At 66.5% G+C, this 16,664-nt stretch carries 17 protein-coding genes; 10 read left to right on the top strand and 7 right to left on the bottom strand.

The annotated features are described in order from the left end of the window. The first annotated feature begins 112 nt into the window (after nt 1–112). Nucleotides 113–1,408 (top strand): site-specific integrase, encoded by a 1,296-nt coding sequence (locus tag PSS76_RS10635; protein ID WP_337456184.1) that lies wholly within the window; start codon nt 113–115, stop codon nt 1,406–1,408. On the opposite strand, the gene PSS76_RS10630 is transcribed toward PSS76_RS10635, so the two are convergent. The 3 genes from PSS76_RS10630 to PSS76_RS10620 form a co-directional block, all read right to left on the bottom strand. Then, a complete protein-coding gene (locus tag PSS76_RS10630) occupies nt 1,405–2,067 on the bottom strand; it encodes an MAE_28990/MAE_18760 family HEPN-like nuclease (RefSeq protein ID WP_231811849.1) in 663 nt (220 codons plus the stop codon). The two genes, PSS76_RS10635 and PSS76_RS10630, sit on opposite strands and share 4 nt — an antisense overlap. A gap of 2 nt (nt 2,068–2,069) precedes the next feature. Further along, nucleotides 2,070–3,173, bottom strand: a complete 1,104-nt coding sequence (locus PSS76_RS10625) for a GmrSD restriction endonuclease domain-containing protein (protein WP_231811847.1) — start codon at nt 3,171–3,173, stop codon at nt 2,070–2,072. A gap of 170 nt (nt 3,174–3,343) precedes the next feature. After that, on the bottom strand, nt 3,344–3,598 hold the full coding sequence (locus PSS76_RS10620; RefSeq protein ID WP_041674014.1) for a thioredoxin domain-containing protein: 255 nt from the start codon (nt 3,596–3,598) through the stop codon (nt 3,344–3,346). A gap of 148 nt (nt 3,599–3,746) precedes the next feature. On the opposite strand from PSS76_RS10620, the gene PSS76_RS10615 reads away from it, so the two are divergent. From PSS76_RS10615 to PSS76_RS10605, 3 genes are all read left to right on the top strand, one after another. Beyond that, on the top strand, nt 3,747–4,733 hold the full coding sequence (locus PSS76_RS10615) for a glycoside hydrolase family 43 protein (protein WP_044990683.1): 987 nt from the start codon (nt 3,747–3,749) through the stop codon (nt 4,731–4,733). A 240-nt stretch (nt 4,734–4,973) separates the two neighbouring features. After that, complete coding sequence (locus tag PSS76_RS10610; RefSeq protein WP_005514603.1) at nt 4,974–5,861, top strand: AurF N-oxygenase family protein; 888 nt, start codon at nt 4,974–4,976, stop codon at nt 5,859–5,861. Nucleotides 5,862–5,873: 12 nt separating this feature from the next. After that, the gene (locus PSS76_RS10605; RefSeq protein ID WP_337456183.1) at nt 5,874–7,286 is read left to right on the top strand and encodes an FAD-dependent oxidoreductase; all 1,413 of its coding nucleotides are present in this window, start codon (nt 5,874–5,876) and stop codon (nt 7,284–7,286) included. Here PSS76_RS10605 and PSS76_RS10600 read toward each other — a convergent pair. The 3 genes from PSS76_RS10600 to PSS76_RS10590 form a co-directional block, all read right to left on the bottom strand. After that, entirely contained in the window at nt 7,222–8,220 is a 999-nt protein-coding gene (locus PSS76_RS10600) for a pseudouridine synthase (RefSeq protein ID WP_337456182.1), read from the bottom strand. The genes PSS76_RS10605 and PSS76_RS10600 overlap by 65 nt on opposite strands. Nucleotides 8,221–8,309: 89 nt before the next feature. After that, complete coding sequence (locus PSS76_RS10595; protein WP_337456181.1) at nt 8,310–9,377, bottom strand: GmrSD restriction endonuclease domain-containing protein; 1,068 nt, start codon at nt 9,375–9,377, stop codon at nt 8,310–8,312. 140 nt (nt 9,378–9,517) lie between these two features. After that, nucleotides 9,518–9,787 carry a GlsB/YeaQ/YmgE family stress response membrane protein gene (locus tag PSS76_RS10590; protein WP_013415316.1) on the bottom strand — a complete coding sequence of 90 codons (270 nt, stop codon included), beginning with the start codon at nt 9,785–9,787 and terminating at the stop codon, nt 9,518–9,520. Between the two features lie 363 nt (nt 9,788–10,150). On the opposite strand from PSS76_RS10590, the gene PSS76_RS10585 reads away from it, so the two are divergent. The 5 genes from PSS76_RS10585 to PSS76_RS10565 all read left to right on the top strand — a co-directional run bounded on the left by PSS76_RS10585 (nt 10,151) and on the right by PSS76_RS10565 (nt 14,374). After that, nucleotides 10,151–11,161 (top strand): ABC transporter substrate-binding protein, encoded by a 1,011-nt coding sequence (locus PSS76_RS10585; RefSeq protein ID WP_337456180.1) that lies wholly within the window; start codon nt 10,151–10,153, stop codon nt 11,159–11,161. Continuing rightward, the gene (locus PSS76_RS10580; RefSeq protein ID WP_013415318.1) at nt 11,158–12,000 is read left to right on the top strand and encodes an ABC transporter permease; all 843 of its coding nucleotides are present in this window, start codon (nt 11,158–11,160) and stop codon (nt 11,998–12,000) included. The genes PSS76_RS10585 and PSS76_RS10580 overlap by 4 nt, the downstream gene beginning before the upstream one ends. After that, nucleotides 11,973–12,707, top strand: a complete 735-nt coding sequence (locus tag PSS76_RS10575) for an ABC transporter ATP-binding protein (RefSeq protein ID WP_337456179.1) — start codon at nt 11,973–11,975, stop codon at nt 12,705–12,707. The genes PSS76_RS10580 and PSS76_RS10575 overlap by 28 nt, the downstream gene beginning before the upstream one ends. After that, nucleotides 12,704–13,801, top strand: coding sequence for an LLM class flavin-dependent oxidoreductase (locus PSS76_RS10570; RefSeq protein WP_005514593.1), 1,098 nt, complete (start codon nt 12,704–12,706; stop codon nt 13,799–13,801). The genes PSS76_RS10575 and PSS76_RS10570 overlap by 4 nt, the downstream gene beginning before the upstream one ends. An 84-nt stretch (nt 13,802–13,885) precedes the next feature. Beyond that, nucleotides 13,886–14,374, top strand: coding sequence for an FBP domain-containing protein (locus tag PSS76_RS10565; RefSeq protein WP_005514592.1), 489 nt, complete (start codon nt 13,886–13,888; stop codon nt 14,372–14,374). A 10-nt stretch (nt 14,375–14,384) separates the two neighbouring features. On the opposite strand, the gene PSS76_RS10560 is transcribed toward PSS76_RS10565, so the two are convergent. Then, nucleotides 14,385–15,275, bottom strand: coding sequence for a carboxymuconolactone decarboxylase family protein (locus PSS76_RS10560; RefSeq protein WP_337456178.1), 891 nt, complete (start codon nt 15,273–15,275; stop codon nt 14,385–14,387). Nucleotides 15,276–15,443: 168 nt separating this feature from the next. On the opposite strand from PSS76_RS10560, the gene PSS76_RS10555 reads away from it, so the two are divergent. Beyond that, a complete protein-coding gene (locus tag PSS76_RS10555) occupies nt 15,444–16,640 on the top strand; it encodes an RtcB family protein (protein WP_069856362.1) in 1,197 nt (398 codons plus the stop codon). Nucleotides 16,641–16,664 lie beyond the last annotated feature (24 nt).

The following is a 16,664-nucleotide window of genomic DNA, read 5'->3' as shown; positions in this document are numbered from 1 at the left end:
TCGGCGCAGTTGAAACATTAAGTCGGACAGTTTAACTGACGTGTGAGCTGAACGTTTGGAGCAGTACGGTGGTGGAAACAGATTGTGAGACAACAGGTTAGAGAGGACCAGCATGGGAGTGAACCGGTACTCCATTCGCGAGCAGACGGCAGGGCGGCATCAGGCGCGGTGGTACGACGCCGACGGCAAACGCCGCAGTAAGACGTTCGCCACCAAGACCGAGGCGAAGAAGTTCCTGGACAACATCAGCGCCGACCTGAACCGGGGCGACTACATCGACCCGAGTGACGCCCGGCGCACCTTCCGGGAAGTGGCCGAGCTGTGGTTCGAGTCGCGAAACCTGAGGCCGAAGACGGCACAGTCGTACCGGACGATCTTGGAGCAGCGCATCTATCCAACCTTCGGCGATAGGGCCGTCGGCAGCATCACCACGATGGACCTGGTCACGTGGATTACCCAGCTCAGCACTGAGGGCAAGCGCATCGGCCACAACAACAAGCCCGCAAACCCGGAATCGCCTCGAGCACAGCGCGATGCACGGCATCGAGAGCGCGCAGGCAAGACGCCGACCGGCAAGCCGCTGGCACCGGGGACCGTCCACAATGCGGTGCGAGTGATGCGTCAGGTGCTTGACGCAGCCGTGCGCGCCCGGTACCTGCGCGGCAACCCCGCGCACGGCCTGACGAGGGCAGACCTGCCCAGAGCGCAGCGAGACGCCACGGCCACGCCCTACTTGAGCGCTGCACAGGTGGAGCGACTGGCCGTCGCAATGGAAGACGTCAGCGGCGACCCCGCCTTGGCGTTGCTGGTCCGCTTCGCCGCGCAGACTGGAATGCGAGCGGGGGAGTGCTGCGGGTTGCGGTGGGAGAACGTGGACCTACTCCGCGGACGGATCACCGTCGCTGAGTCCATCAGCACCGTGAAGAACGGAGACTGGTGCGTGGTCCCGCCGAAGAACGGCAAGACCCGCATCGCCCCCATGCCGCCAGCACTATGCGACGCCCTGGAAGTCCTGGCGAACGAGCGCACTAAAGCCGGAGCGTTTGGCCCTGAGATGTACGTGTGGCCAGGCCCCGCGACCAAGGGCGCGCCCTACGGCACCACGCCGATGAGTTGGGGCCGGGACTTCTACCTCAAGTGGTGGAAGGCCGCGGTCGCCAAGGCAGGTCTGCCGGCGAAGCTCCGCTTCCACGATCTACGGCATACCTGCGCGGCGCTGCTGATCGCGGCCAACGTCCCGGCCAAGGCGATCCAGGCGCACCTGGGGCACAGCTCGTTCAAGATCACGATGGACACCTACGGTCACCTGTACGAGGACGCCAGCGATCACGTCGCCAACGCGATGAATGCGGCGTTCGCGGCACCGGGGGCACCGAAGCCTGCAAATGTGAGAGCGATCGGATCCTAAAGAGTTGTGCCGATCGCGTAGCCCTTTATTCGGACCTGCCCAATGGTGACATCGCGGATTTCCTCCATCATCTCGATCACCTTTCGGTGAAGTTCTAGAGTCTCGGCTGCGCTTGGAAAGCTCGCGCGACCGTGAGCAATCTCGTTGCGGTTGTCGCAAAGTTGTTTGTCGATTAGATTCTTCTTTAGCGCGAAATCGGCAATTGGCAGGCTAAGTGTGGTCATTATTGACTCGAGAACTTGGTAGCGGAGATTGGACTTGGTATCTACAAGCTTGTCCCGATTGACGCGTAGGCGTTGCGTCGACGCTCCACGTGCAACAGAAACAAGGTCTGAAAGCGCTTGGGCGTCTCCTGATTCGATTCGCCGAAGTAGTTGCTGTGTATGAGCGATGACCAAGCTGTCAGCGGCTTCTACTAGCAAGGGCTTTCTTTTGAGAATCAGCTTCACATACTCTTCGAATATTGCCTTGCAGTAACCTTCCCAGTGAGCGTAAAGGAGGGTGGACATGCCTCGAGTCAATGCGCGAGTGATGGGGCTCGTCGCATTCTTGCGTGACGTAGATTCCAGTTCCTTTGCGAGCGCGTGCAGTTCGATCCTCCGCCACGAAAGCTCTTCATCTGCCTTGGATTCGAAACCTTCGTCAGTTGCAGTAGCCAACGCTAACTCCTGAAAAAGTCTCGACTAAAGTTTGCAAACCTAGGGACGCGTTGGCGGGGACTGATTCCGGCGCCCGAGTTGTCTTTGAGCTCAGGCGATGACCACACGCTCCTGATCTTGTCCATGAGATCGTCTGGGTGGTTCATCCACACTTCAAGGGTCGCTGCTACACCACAGCTAATGAATTCAAACCCTGATATGGAGAACGGCCCGAGGTGTCGAGTCCCCGAGTAACGCTTGAATGTTTCTTCACCCAACGTATTGTTCAGGAGTCGGAATGTGTCTTCAAATAGCTTCCGGTCAAGTCGAGACTCCCGAGCCGTAGCATCACGCATCCAGTCTGTAAGGTACTCGCCAAAGTCTTTCTTGAGATCGCTGGCCGGTCCGCGGTAGTCGAGTAGGCAAAAGAATCGGAGGACCAACTCGCTCCGGTACGCCGCTTCCTCTTTGCGATCGGTGAGGGTTACGCAGTTCTTGAAATCCGGGTTCTCGGACATCTCCATGATGTCATGAAAGAATTGCCGGTTAAGCATCACCATTAGGCAATTTCGTGCCTCTTGCTGAGAAAGGACAGATCCAGAATTCAAGCGCTGGAAAAGGTCGTACTTGGCGTCCTGATCGGACTCCTTGGTGATGATTGAGAACTGAATCTTCGACCTCTTGAAGTCGCGCCGCAATGCGTCATCGAAGTGGCGGACACCCTCTGGGTTGGAATCCTCGGAATACGTGTAGCCTGCCAGGCTTTTCAGGTACTCGCCCTCGCCCAGTACCAGGCCTGGTTGCGTCTCGCCCGCCTCGTTGCGGTATTCGCCCGCGAATTCAAATATTGTAGAGAGTCTCTGAACTCCATCGATAACGTCCCAGACCCCATCCTGGCGTTGAGAGACAAATATCGGAGGAATTGGAATGCCCAGCAAGATTGATTCGATGAGTCGGGTCCTCTGCTCATCTTTCCACCTAAAGATGCGCTGGAACTCCGGGTGGATCTCGATGTCGCCCTCCTTGTAGAGGGAGAGCAGTTCACCAATTGACATGGCGTACCCGTCGGTGCGGATCTCTCGGGCGCGCGCGCTGATCTCCGTGTTTAGGAGCTTAGAGTCGCTCATGGACGTTGACCTTAGCGGTCATGTGCGACCGCCCGGTCGGTTGCCCCGGGTGGCGTTGCAGATGGGGCTAGGTCGGGGCTAGCACCGAGAGCTGGAGTGGCATATGTGCAGCTAGATGAGGCTGGTCGGGGCAGTACTAGCGTTCCGCTTCAACGTCTAGTGGTGTCCGGTCAGGGCCGGACGTGTCGATATGCCCTGAGGGCAGCCAGGGCGGCAACCGCCGACAACAGGTCTGCCACGGTGAGCCCGTGACTGGGTGTGACCACCAATAGGACGGGGCCTTCGACCGGGCCGTTCACCGGAAGCCACACGGCGGCTGCGACGAGTGTCGTCGTGGCCGACCGCGCGGACGGGCGCGCCAGGCACCAGCAGATGGCCGCCGACAGCAGGATCAGCCACACCAGTGGGACAAGTAGTTCCGGCACGAGTCAATCATGCCGCGGTCGTCGGGAGCGTCCGGAAGCAGTGTGAGCCAGTCGTTCACGATGCGCCGGTCCGCGGGTGCCTGGACCCTTCGTCGGTAACGATCTGCCAATCCCTGTGGGCGAAGCGCGACGGGGCGCGACTGCTGTCATGGATGCTGCAGAGGTGACGCTCGCCAAGCGAAGCCTTCTCGCCGTACCGATGGTGATGCTCTGTGTCGCAGGCCTGTTGGTTGCGGCATCGGGGGCCGGCGGGGCTGCGCCGCCGTCGGAGTGGCGATACACCATGGTGGCGTTCAGCAACACCAGCGCCCAGGACATGGATGTGTTCGAGTCGGGGGACGGCACCCAGTTCGAGATGGTCCGGCCGGCGGCATACCGGCCCCCGGCCGGGCTCGTGCGGGACCCGAGCATCTTCCGGAACTCCGATGGGCTGTACTACATCACGTACACGAACGGCGGCGGCGCGAGCATCGGGTTCGCACGCAGCAGTGACCGCGTCAACTGGACGCACATGGGTGACCTACCGGTTCCGTTCTGTTGCGCATTGATGCCGGGGACGGGCGACGGCACGGGGTCGGCGAGCCCGCCGGGCTCGTCCGGGTCGGCCGGCTCGGCAGACGGACCGTCGCTGTCCCCGTTCACTACGAAGGCGTGGGCGCCCGAATGGTTCGTGGACGGTGACCGTGTGAACGTCATCCTGTCGATGTCGACCGGCGGGGGATTCGTGCCGTATCTGCTGACGGCGTTGGAACCCTCGCTCCGGCAGTGGAGTCTGCCCGTGCCGCTCGCCGGGATCGGAGCCGACCACATCGACACCACCGTGGTCAAGGTGGGATCGACCTACCATGCGTTCACCAAGAACGAGGCGACCAAGGTGGTCGAGCACGCCGTCGCCCCGTCGGCGACGGGCCCCTACTCCTTCGTCCCGCCGGGAAACTGGGGGACGCTGGTGGAGGGCCCCACCGTCGTCCAGCTGCCGGACGGGGTCTGGCGGATCTACCTCGACGCCTACACCGAGGGCAAGTACCTCTACTCCGACAGCGCGGACGGGCTGGTCAGTTGGTCCCCGTTGCGCGAAATCCCGGGTCTGTCCGGGAGTGTGCGCCACTTCGGTGTGATGCGCGAGCCCGCATGATGCAGGCGGCGGCGCAGCGATGAATCCCTGATCCGCCGCGTCTGCACCGGCCGCGCGTGCGCCGGTCTCGGTGTGATCGGGGTTACGCTCGCTCGGCGACTGCCGTCGGCGAGGATCGGTCGGGTTCGAGGCGCCGCTCCGGCGCGACAGCGCGCCGAACGTGTGGTTCCATGCCGTACGAGTGGAAGTCCGGGCACCCCTGTGTCCACCGCGACACGGTGATCGGAGGAATGGGACGGAATGACAGCTTCCGAAAGCGATGCACTGTTCCGGACTCTTCTGGAATCCGCCCAGCGGCTGTCGTTCGACTCGAGAAGTCCGCTGGTCTACGCGCCCGAACCCGGAGACGACGACCGACACGGCATGACCCCGCAGTGGTCACCGCTCTACGGGACCCCGCTGTGGGACAGCATGTCCGAGACGGAGCGCGTGCGGCTCACCCGGTGCGAGGTCGCACATTTCCTGGGCATCGGCATCTGGCTCGAGGTGGGCCTGCAGGTGGCCCTGCTGCGGGCGAGTCACAGCGCCGATCCGGGGCGATCCGACGTCAAGTTCCTCCTCAACGAATGCGCCGACGAGAACCTGCACTCGTTGATGTTCGCCAACGCCATCGAGAGCATCGGGTCCCACTTCTATCCGCGCGACCGCATGCTCGACTTCTTCGGTTGGCTGTTCCGTCACCTCGCCTGGGACGAGGTCGCGTACGGGATCGTGCTCGCCGGCGAAGAGGTGTTCGACGTCATGCAACGCGACTGGATGAACAGCGACGACGTCGCTGCGCCCATCCGCCGGGCCGCCTACATCCACGTCGTCGAAGAGTCCAGGCACATGGCGTTCGCGCGTAGGAAGATCCGCGACCGACTGGTGGGGCGCACCCGATTCCGGCGGTTCGTCAGCACCCTGATCATCGCGGCCGGTATGCACCTGATCGCGCGGAGTCTGATCAACCGCCGGGTGTACGAGGATCTCGGCCTCGACTGGGATGTCGTGAAAGCGAACATCGATGGGAACGAACACCATCGGATGATGTTCCGGAGGGCCGCGGAGCCGTTCGTCGAGTTCCTGAGCCGAGAAGGGCTGCTGAATTCCGGCGCTCGATGGATCTACCGCAAGTCGCATCTTCTCTGACTAGGAGTCGTCGTGGCCCACGTCATCCTGGGGCATTGCTGCAAGGACGCGTCGTGCGTGCGGGTGTGTCCACAGAACTGCATCCACCCCGCGCCCGGCGAGGACGGCTTCGCGTCCACCGAGACGCTCTACATCGACCCCGACTCGTGTATCGACTGCACCGCCTGTGTCGACGCCTGCCCGGCGTCGGCCGTCAAATCGGAGCACGCGCTGACCCCGGCCGAGCTCCCGTACGCCGCGCGTAACAGGGAGTTCTTCGCGCAGGCGCCCGCGGCGACGCGCACCCGGTCCCGCCTCGTCCTCGAGCTGCCGCTGACCGGCCCGGACGACCGGCTCGACGTCGCCGTCGTCGGGGCGGGTGCGGCCGCGATGTACACCGTCCGGGAACTCCTGCAGCGGTCGTCGTCGATCCGCGTCACGGTCTACGAGCAATACGACACCGTCGGGGGCCTGTTGTACCGGGGTGTGTCCCCGGACCACGTCGGCGTGCGTGACATGATCCAGCTCTTCGACGTGCCCTTCGGTGACGACCGCGTCACGGTCGTGACCGAAACCGAAGTGGGCGTAGATATCTCGATCGACGAGCTGCGGAAGGGCTACGACGCCGTGGTCCTCGCCTGCGGAGCCTCCCAGCCGCGCCGAATCGGCGCCGGCGGCGCCGGCGCCGGGATCCACCAGGCCATCGACATTCTGGTCGCCGAGAACTGCGGCCCACACCAGCCGCCCGCGCCCGCCGGCCCCAGGTGCATCGTGATCGGAGCGGGCAACGTCGCCTTCGACGTCGCCCGGTGGGTCGTGAAGACCCGTCACCGGGTGCCCGCGAACGATCGGCTCCGAGAACTGGTGATCCTGTCCCGGTCGGCGCCCGACGGCGCAGCCTTCACGGCGTCCGCGTTCCACGAGCTGCTCCACCTCGAGTACACCGAGGTGCTGATCGACCGAGGCGGTAGCGCGCCGCCCGCCGACGCCGACAGACCGATGCTCCGCGCGTTGTCGCACCTGCCCGCGATCGACGTGGGCGAATCGCCCGACCTTCCGGCCGGCGACCGCCCCCTGCGAATCGTCCTGTCGTTCGGACAGGACGCGGCCGACCTCGTGAAGACCGAGCACGGTGCCGTCGCGGTCACGACGACCGCGGGACGGACCTTTTACGCACACTCCGCGATCTGCGCCACCGGCTTCACCACCAAACCGATCGACGGCGTCCCGCTGGGCGCCGGCGGCGTCGTCCCCAACCGTCGAGGACAGGTGATCTCCCACGAGACCGGCGAGCCGCTCGACGGACTGTACGTGGTCGGCTGGGCCAAACGAGGCGCGTCCGGCGGTGTCGGTGACAACCGAGGGTGTGCGGCCGAGACCGTCAGCCAGCTCGCTGCGGATCTGCGCTCGCGGACACGGGCGCCTCGCTCAATGTCCGCCCGGTGACGAACCGCCGAGGCACCCCGGACAGCGGATCCGTGAATTCCAGCTCCCGCGCGAGCAATTGGAGCGGGAGGGAATGATCGTCCGGCTCCTCGGGCAGGAGGTCCGGGTACCAGCTGTCGCCGAGGATTCCGGCGCCGAGCGCCGCCAGGTGCACCCGCAGCTGATGCATGCGTCCGGTGTGCGGACGCAGGATCGTATGCAGCACAGTCCGGCCCGACGCGCTCACGCCGGTTCCGTGCACCTCGATCAGCGTCTCGGAGTTCGGGGGCCGCGACGGGTCGACGGCGACGCGGAGCTCGCCGCGCCGGGCCTCGATGTGGTTGCGGTACAGCACGGGCACGGGGTGTCCGCCCAGCGCCGGGGCATCCGGCTTCCAGGCGGGCGGTAGAGCCGAGACGGCTTCGTACACCTTCGTGACTCGACGCTTCTCGAACAGGGACTGGTAGGCGCCGCGTGTTGCGGGGCGAGCCGAGAACATCACCAGCCCGGCGGTCGCGCGGTCGAGTCGATGGATCGGCGTCAGATCCGGATTGTCCAGGCGCATGCGCAACCGCACCAGCGCCGACTCGCGCAGGTATCGCCCACCCGGGGTGGTCGGCAGGAAGTGCGGCTTGTCGATCACGACGAGGTCGTCGTCGACGTGGACGATCTCCTCACGGAAGGGGATTGGTTCCTCCGTGGGCAAGTCGCGGTAGTACCAGATGAACACGTGCTCGCCGAGCCTCGTGCCGCGTCGGATCGGGACCCCGCCCGGGCCCACGATCTCGCCGGCGTCGAACCGGCGGTGCAGGTCGGCGGCGTCCATGTGGTCGAACCGCGCCACGACGTACTCGGCGATCGTCGCCCACGGCCCGGACGTCGGGACGCGCAGTCGCGTCGGTCCGACCCCGTTCCGGACGGGCAGCGGTGAGGGCATCGGCACGTGCCCCATCATCCCACCGGCGCGGGCCCGGTATCGCGGTGGGCCGGGGCATCAGCCCAGCGCGAGGCTGGTATCCCACGTGGGCGGCGTCCGGTTCGACGCTACTCGCAGGCGATCCCGTCGTTGTCGCGGTCGAGCTTGCTGCTGTAACCGGGCTGCCCGGCGTAGATCGGGGCGGCGCCGGCCGCCCGGGCCGCAGCGCAGTTGGCGTAGTACACGGTCTCGGCGCGGGGTGCCACGGGCGCCACCGCGGGCGCCGGTTCCGGTGCCTGCTGTCGGACGGCGGCGGTGACCGGCGGCGCGGGCGGCGTCGGAGTGGTCGACGGCGGTGCAGGCGCCGAGGTGGTGCCGAGGGGAGCCGCGCCGCAGTCGCCGAGAACCCGGGAGATCGCGTCCTTCTCGGACTGGGTCACCCACAGCCCGTACGCGGCTTTCACCTCGACCTGCCGGGACACGTACGTGCAGCGGTAAGCCTTGTTCGGTGGCAGCCACGTCGCGGCGTCTCCGTCGCCCTTCTGCCCATTGGTGGGACCGTCGACGGCCTGGAGATTGCGCGGGTCGTTCGCCAGGTTGCGGCGGGCCGTCTCGTCCAGCTGCTGGGCACCCTTCTGCCAGGCGTCGGACAACGCGACGACGTGATCGACCTGCACGGCGTTCGACGTGCCCTCTCCCCGAACGAACTCGATGGTCCTGCCCGTGTACACGTCGTCGAGGGTTCCCGTCAGGACCGTGCAGTTGTTCGATCCGGGTTTGACGGTGATGTCGACCAGATCGCGACGCAGGATGTCGTTGCGAGTGTCGCAGCCGTTGTGGCCACCGGCGACGGTCACATCGTCGGACCACGCCTGACCGAAAAGCGCTCGGTCGTAACCGGTCTTGGGTGCCCGGCCTTTCACCGGCAACGTCTCGAGTGCGGCGAGGGCTGTTGTCGCGGCATCGGAGGTCATTGCAGCCACGGGGGTGGCGGCGCGCGTCGTCGACTTTGCTGCAGGAGTCGTCGTCGACGATGAAGGGCTCGGCACCGTCAGCGTGTTCCCGGCGGAGTCGCTACTCCCGCAGGCGGCCAGTGATGCGGCGACGGTGGCGGCGACGGCAGCGCCGAGAAGCGTCGAACGCACGCGGTGGAACGGCGGCGGCCGACACGATTCCAGGTGGAGGGGAGCGGGCACGATTGTTCCTTCGGCGGAGCGGGGGTCGGCGTCACGCATCGACGTGGGTGGGGGGTTGTCGCGTGATGTCCGATATGGGCACGAATGGCAATGTCTACCAAAACGGTCAGCCCGCGGGTGGTGCTGTGGCGGAGCGAGTCTCAGCTGGTCTCCGCCGCCGGGCGCGACTTCCACCACGACCAGGCAGCGGTGACGATGATCGCGCCCGCGAGCGAGCCGATGATGCCGCTGGGACGCAGTGCGAGGCCGTCACCGGCGATGAGGCTGATGACCAGACCGCCGACGAACGAGCCGCCGACTCCCGCGGCGCAGGCCAGACCCCAGTCGATGCCCGACTTGGACTTGCCGACGATCAGCTGGGCGACGGCGCCGACGAGCAGTCCGAACAGGATGATCCCGATGATCAGCATGGCCGGAGTATGGCAGTTCGGCGACCTGCCTGTCCCGAATATGCCGTATCCCGAGTGGATCGACGTCGGGTGATCGAAAACCTTGAACTCCCTGCACAGCGACGGAAAGCGTGGGGGCGTCCCGCTCGCATCCGTTGACGGTCGCACCGGCCTCTCCGAGGATTCTCGGCATGACCCACGGCAGCGTCGACCTCCTGGCCCGCCGGCACGCCTTCTCGGCCTGCTGCGCGTGTGTGCCCTGTCCGCGTTCCTGTTGATCTCACCGGTCGCGTATCCACGCCAGGCCGATTCTCCGCACCCGCCGGTCGTCCCGATTCGGCCCGGGTTTCTCGCGCACTCCTCACGTACTCATCGGAGGTTTTCATGCGTCGTTCGACGCGAGCACGTTTCGTTCTGGCAGCCGTGACGGCGGTCGTGGCCCTCACGATCGGGGCCTGCAGCAGTTCCGGCGCGTCCGAGGCGTCGGACACCGCGGGTGACCCGCAGTCCGACGTCACCCTGCGTATCGGTGACCAGGTCAAGAGCACGCAGTCGCTGCTCGAGGCAGCCGGCGCGCTCGACGGGCTCGACTTCAAGATCGAGTGGTCGACGTTCGAGGCCGGTCCGCCGCTGTTGGAGGCATTGGGCGCCAACAAGATCGATGCGGGTGGCACGGGTGACGTGCCTCCGGTGTTCGCACAGGCGAACGGCAACTCCGGACGCATCGTGGCGGTGCAGGCACGGACCGGGGCCAACGACTTCCTGCTCGTACCCGCGAACTCGACGGCGTCGTCCATCGCGGACCTGAAGGGCAAGAAGATCGCGGTCACGCAGGGCTCGAGCTCGCACGGTCTCGTACTCGGACTTCTCGATCAGGCCAAGTTGCCGGTCTCGGACTTCCAGTTCCAGTTCCTCGGTCCCGCTGACGCCTTGAGCGCTTTCACGGCCGGCCAGGTCGACGCGTGGGCGGTGTGGAATCCCTACGCCACGATCGGCAAGAACACCGCGGGCGCCAAGATCATCGCGGACGGCCGTGAGGTGACCACCGGACAGTCGTACTTCTCGGCTGCCTCGGAGGCCCTGGCCGATCCGAAGAAGTCGGCGGCGCTGGCCGACTTCTTCGAACGACTGGCCCGCGCGCAGGTGTGGGCGGACGCGCATCCCGAGGCATGGGTGCCGATCTTCGCGAAGCTGACCAAGCTGCCGGAGGATGTCGCCGCGGCGTCGTTCGACACGTCCAAGGGTTCGTACGTTCCCATCGACGACCAGCGGATCGCGAAGCAGCAGAGACTGATCGACTTGTTCACCGCTGCAGGACTCGTGAAGCAGGCACCGGTCGCCGGTGACTGGTTCGACGCCCGGTTCAATGCGCAGATCCAGGCGGGCGCGAAATGACCGCCGTACTGGCGAAGGGGCTGCCGGAGGCCGCAGCGACGGACTCCACCGCCCCGGATCGCCCGCAACAGCCGCGGCGTTCGTGGACGCCGGTGCTCCGCCTGATCTCCCCGCTGGTGCTGTTGGTGCTGTGGCAGGTGCTCAGCAGCGCCGGGATCGTCTCGGACAAGACACTCGCATCGCCCGCGCAGGTGGTCGCCGCCGCCGCGGAACTGTGGTCCGACGGCAGCCTGCAGGATGCACTGGCCGTCTCACTGCAGCGGGTCCTGCTCGGCGCCGTGCTCGGAATCCTGGTCGCCGTGCTCCTCGGTGTGCTGGCCGGGTTCTCCCGGATCGTGGAACTCGCGATCGACCCCCCGATCCAGATGCTGCGAACAGTGCCCTTCCTGGGGCTGATCCCCCTGTTCATCATCTGGTTCGGCATCGGTGAGCAGCCCAAGGTGTTCCTGGTGGCACTCGGCGTGCTGTTCCCGCTCTACCTCAATCTGTTCGCCGGCATCCGGAGCATCGACGGCAAACTGATCGAGGCGGCGGAGACCCTCGGGCTGAACAAGTTCCAGCTGGCACTCCACGTGGTCCTGCCCGGTGCGCTGCCGCAGGCACTGACCGGACTGCGGATGTCGCTCGGCGTCGCGTGGCTCGCGCTCATCGTCGCCGAACAGATCAACGCCGACGCGGGCCTCGGCTACCTGATCAACAACGCCCGCATCTATTTCCGCATCGACATCGTCATCTTCGGTCTGCTCGTCTACGCATTCCTCGGTCTCGCGACCGACGCGATCGTGCGGGCCCTGGAGGGAAGGCTGCTGACATGGCGCAAGACGTACCAGGGCGCGTGAGCGACGACGTCGTCACCGCCCGCTGCGTGCGGCGGGTGTTCGGATCGGACGTGGTGCTCGACGGCATCGACCTGACGCTGCGCCGCGGCGAGATCGTCGCGCTCGTGGGACGGAGTGGGTCGGGCAAGTCGACACTGCTGCGCACGGTCGCGGGACTGGACCGCGGCCACGAGGGGCGCATCGCCGTGGACGGCTCGGTCGCGGTCGCGTTCCAGGAGCCGCGTCTGTTGCCGTGGAAGCGGGTGCACCGCAACGTCTCCCTCGGACTGCCCGACGGCGACGGCAAGCGGCGGGCGATCGAGGCACTCGGCGAGGTGAACCTCGGGCACCGCGTCGACGCCTGGCCGCTCACCCTCTCCGGGGGCGAGGCGCAGCGGGTCTCGCTGGCCCGCGCGCTGGTCCGTGAGCCGGACCTGCTGCTGCTCGACGAGCCGTTCGGCGCGCTCGACGCGCTCACCCGGATCACGGCCTACGAGTTGCTCATCCGCCTGTGGCGGCGACACGGATTCGCCGTCCTGCTCGTCACCCACGACGTGGAGGAGGCGGTGCTGCTCGCCGACCGGGTGCTCGTTCTCGACGGCGGACGGATCGCGCACGACGTGTCCGTGACGGCGCCGCGTCCACGACAACGCGCGCACCCGGAGGTCGTCGCCCTCCGCAAACAAGTACTCGCCCATCTCGGTGTTCTCGAAGGGATTTCGGCATGACCCTGCACTTCCACTGGTATCTGCCCACGAACGGGGACGGGCGGGAGGTGATCGGCGCACTCGAACCCCGGGAGGCGTCGGGACGGGCATCCGAGTTCCGTCCGGCGTCGCTCGACTATCTGACGCTCGTGGCGAAGACCGCCGAACAGCTCGGATTCGAGGCGGTGCTCACGCCCACCGGATCGTGGTGCCCCGACGCCTGGATCACCACGGCCGCACTCATCCGGGAGACACGGAACCTGAAGTTCCTGGTCGCATTTCGGCCCGGTCTGATCACCCCGACGCTGGCGGCACAGCAGGCGGCCGCGTTCCAGCAGCTGTCGGGAGGTCGTCTGCTGCTCAACATCGTCACCGGCGGTGATGCCGAGGAGCAGCGCCGCTTCGGTGACTTCCACTCCAAGGAGGAGCGGTACGAGCGGACGGGTGAGTTCCTCGACATCGTGCGCGGGGCGTGGGGCAGTGCGCCGTACGACTTCTCCGGCAAGTACTACACGGTCGAGGGCGCGGCGGCGTTCCCGACGCCGTCCCCGGCGCCGGGGGTCTTCTTCGGCGGCGCCAGTGAACCGGCGCTCGACGTCGCGGCGAAGCATGTCGACACGTACCTCACCTGGACGGAGCCGCCGGCGAAGGTGGGGGCACTGATCGACGACGTGCGCCGCCGCGCCGCCGCTCACGGGCGGACGCTGAGCTTCGGCATCCGCGCCCACGTGATCGCGCGGGACACGACCGAGGAGGCGTGGGCCGAGGCCGACAAGCTCGTCGGCCGGATCAGTCCCGCCCAGATCGAGCTGGCCAGGGCCCGGCTGGCACAGAGTGAGTCCGAGGGACAGCGGCGCCAGCTCGGACTCAGCGCGGACCTGCGGAACCTCGAGGTGTATCCGGGGCTGTGGGCGGGCTTCGGCCTGGTTCGTGGTGGTGCCGGCACCGCGCTGGTCGGCAGCCACGAAGAGGTGGCGTCGTTGATCCAGGAGTACGCGGCGGTGGGCGTCGAGCACTTCGTGCTCTCGGGCCAGCCGCACATCGAGGAGGCGTACTGGTTCGCGGAGGGGGTGCGGCCGATCCTGTCCAGGCGGGGGCTGCTGCACGTCGCGTGACGTCCGGAAAACCGTTTGTCCGTCCGCGGCACCGGTCGTATCGTGGCGGCAGTTAGCCGCCCGAACGATCGAAGGAGTCGGCCCATGGATCCGATCACCGAACGCGACCTGAGGGCGTCGTTCGTCAACTGTTCCAAAGGGGACGCCAAGCGCCTGCCCGCTCCGCGCGACCTGGACGATCGGCCCTGGGATGACCTGGACTTCCTCGGCTGGACGGACCCGGCCTTCCCTGGGCGCGGCTACCTGGTCGTGCCCCGGGCGGACGGCCCGGTCGGTGTCGCCATGCGGTTCGAACCCAACGGTTCCGGCAAATCCCAGATGTGCGCGATCTGCCTCACCACCCACACCCGCGGTGGTATCGCGCTCATGACAGCGAACAAGGTCGGCGAGTCGGGACGCGCGGGCAACTCGGTGGGCATCTACATGTGCATCGACCTGGCCTGCCCGCTGTACGCGCGCGGCCGGAAGAAGCCCGCGCTGGGCAGCCGGTACCGCGAGGACCTCAGCCCGGAGGAGAAGACCGAGCGTGTGCGGGCCAACATCGACGCGTTCGTCGATCGCCTCTACACCTGACGGCGCGGGATCAGCCGGGTAGCGCCAGACCGAAGTCGACGCTGCCGTCGGGATTGACGTCGTAGACCTCGATCCCCTCGGCGACGTTCGCGCCGTCCGTTCCCGTCGACACCGCGATCTTGTTGCACGCGTTACGCAGCAGATCGATCACGAGCTCGACGGCCTCGGCGGGGGAGAAGTGCGTGCGGACGTCGGCCACCACCTGCGGATCGATGCGAGCGGGCTGCCAGATCAAGGCGTCGGCGAACTCGAGCGCAGCCTTGTGCCGAGGCGACAACCCGCTGCGCCGGAAGTCGTCGATCTCGTCGTACAGTTCCTCGCGGCCGCCGGCCATCATCGCGGTCCGATTGCGCAGCGACTTGCACAGACGACAATTGTGCTGCCGGGCCTGATAGAGGCGCACCACCTCGGTGGTCACCGGGTCCAGTTCACGTACCCTTGCGATCTCGACGAGGGTGCGCTGGATCAGCGGCCACGGTTCGCCGGCGGTGTCCCACTCGACGGGGACCGTCCACCCCGGTCCGGACGCCGAGAACAGCGCGTCGAGGCCGGCCCGCGCCCGCGGCACCCAGTCGGCGACGTACAGCAATTGGACGAATCTGCCGGTGTCCGCACCGATCGCGGTGGTCAACGAGGCACGCTGGGCATCGTCGATCATCGACACGTCCACCGAGAATTGCTCGGCGAACTCCAGCGAGGCACCGGTGAGGTCGTCGGCGATCCGTGCGGGCGCCGGCAGCGGCGGAAGTGACAGGGTCCGCGCGCACACCACTCGGGTGCCGGCGGCGAGATCGGTGGGAGCGGTCGCGATGAGGCGATCGAGCGTCGACGCCACCTCGGGAGCGAAGTGGCGCAGGGCAGAAGCCCCGCTGTGGTGTGCCCAGTCGTCGTGCTCGGTCATGTCTGTCACCGTCCTCGCATGTGTTGTCCGCCGCGGTCCATTGAACGCTGCCGGAGGGTAATTCGCTTGCCCTGTCCCGAAATCGCTCTACGGTTGGAATATCGAACAATTGATCGGACAGCGGCGTGGGCGATCCCCGCGTCGTTCGTCCCCGACCGGAGCAGGACAGTGAGCCCCACCGAGTACGACCACAACCTCGTGAACTTCGCCAGCCACATCGACGACGGAACCCTCGCGCAGGCGCGGGAGACCGCGTCCATGCCGTTCGTGTACCCGCACATCGCACTGATGCCGGACGCGCACTTCGGCAAAGGTTCGGCGGTGGGAACGGTGATTCCCACCCGCGGAGCAGTGATCCCGGCGGCGGTCGGCGTCGACATCGGATGCGGAATGATCGCCGCGCGAACGCAGTTCGGCCTGGTCGACATCGAGCGTGGCGGCGGTGCGGGACGAACGCTGCATACGCTGCGCCTGGGTGTCGAGCGCGCGATCCCGCTGTCTCCGGGCAATTACAACCTGACCGCGTCGCTCGGGAAGTGGTTCGCGGAGCCCAAGATCGCCGAACTCGAGGAGCGGGCGGCGCGCGACGGCGTCGATCTGTCGCACTCCCCGAAGTGGCGTGAGCAGTTGGGTTCGCTGGGCGGCGGCAACCACTTCATCGAACTGTGCCTCGACGAGGAGGATCGGGTCTGGTTGTTCCTGCACTCCGGTAGTCGTGGGGTGGGGAACAAGATCGCACAGAAGCACATCGCGATCGCCCAGAAGCTCTGCCGGACATGGCACATCGGGTTGCCCAACCGGGATCTCGCCTACCTGGCGGAGGGTGCGCCCGAGTTCTGGGCGTACATCCGGGAACTGCGTTGGGCGCAGCGGTTCGCGCTGCTGAACCGCGCGGAAATGATGGATCGGTTCGCCGAAGTGTTCGGCGAGTGGATCGGCGCGCCGGTGGTGGAGGAAGAGCGGATCAATTGTCACCACAACTACACCGAGCAGGAAGAGCACTACGGAGAGACGGTGTGGCTCACCCGCAAGGGGGCGGTGGACGCGCACGAGGGCGTGGACGCGGTCATTCCGGGGTCGATGGGCACCCGGTCCTACGTGGTCCGGGGAAAGGGCGATGCGCGCGGGCTGTGCTCCGCCCCGCACGGCGCCGGCCGTCGATTCTCCCGGACGCAGGCCCGCAAGCGGTTCACCGTGGCGGACCTGGCCGACCGGATGAAGGGGATCGAGTACCGGCACGGCGCCGAGTGGATCGACGAGATCCCGGACGCCTACAAGGACATCGACGTCGTCATGGACGACGCTCGAGATCTCGTGGAGGTCCGGCACACGCTGCGGCAGATCCTCAACGTGAAGGGCACCTGATCGGTCCGTGGAAGCAGCGACACC

Source organism: Prescottella sp. D32, from assembly GCF_037287305.1.
GTDB classification, from domain to species: Bacteria; Actinomycetota; Actinomycetes; order Mycobacteriales; family Mycobacteriaceae; genus Prescottella; species Prescottella equi.
The sequence above is the reverse complement of the archived record's forward strand: the minus strand, read 5'-3'. Positions and strand labels throughout refer to the sequence as shown.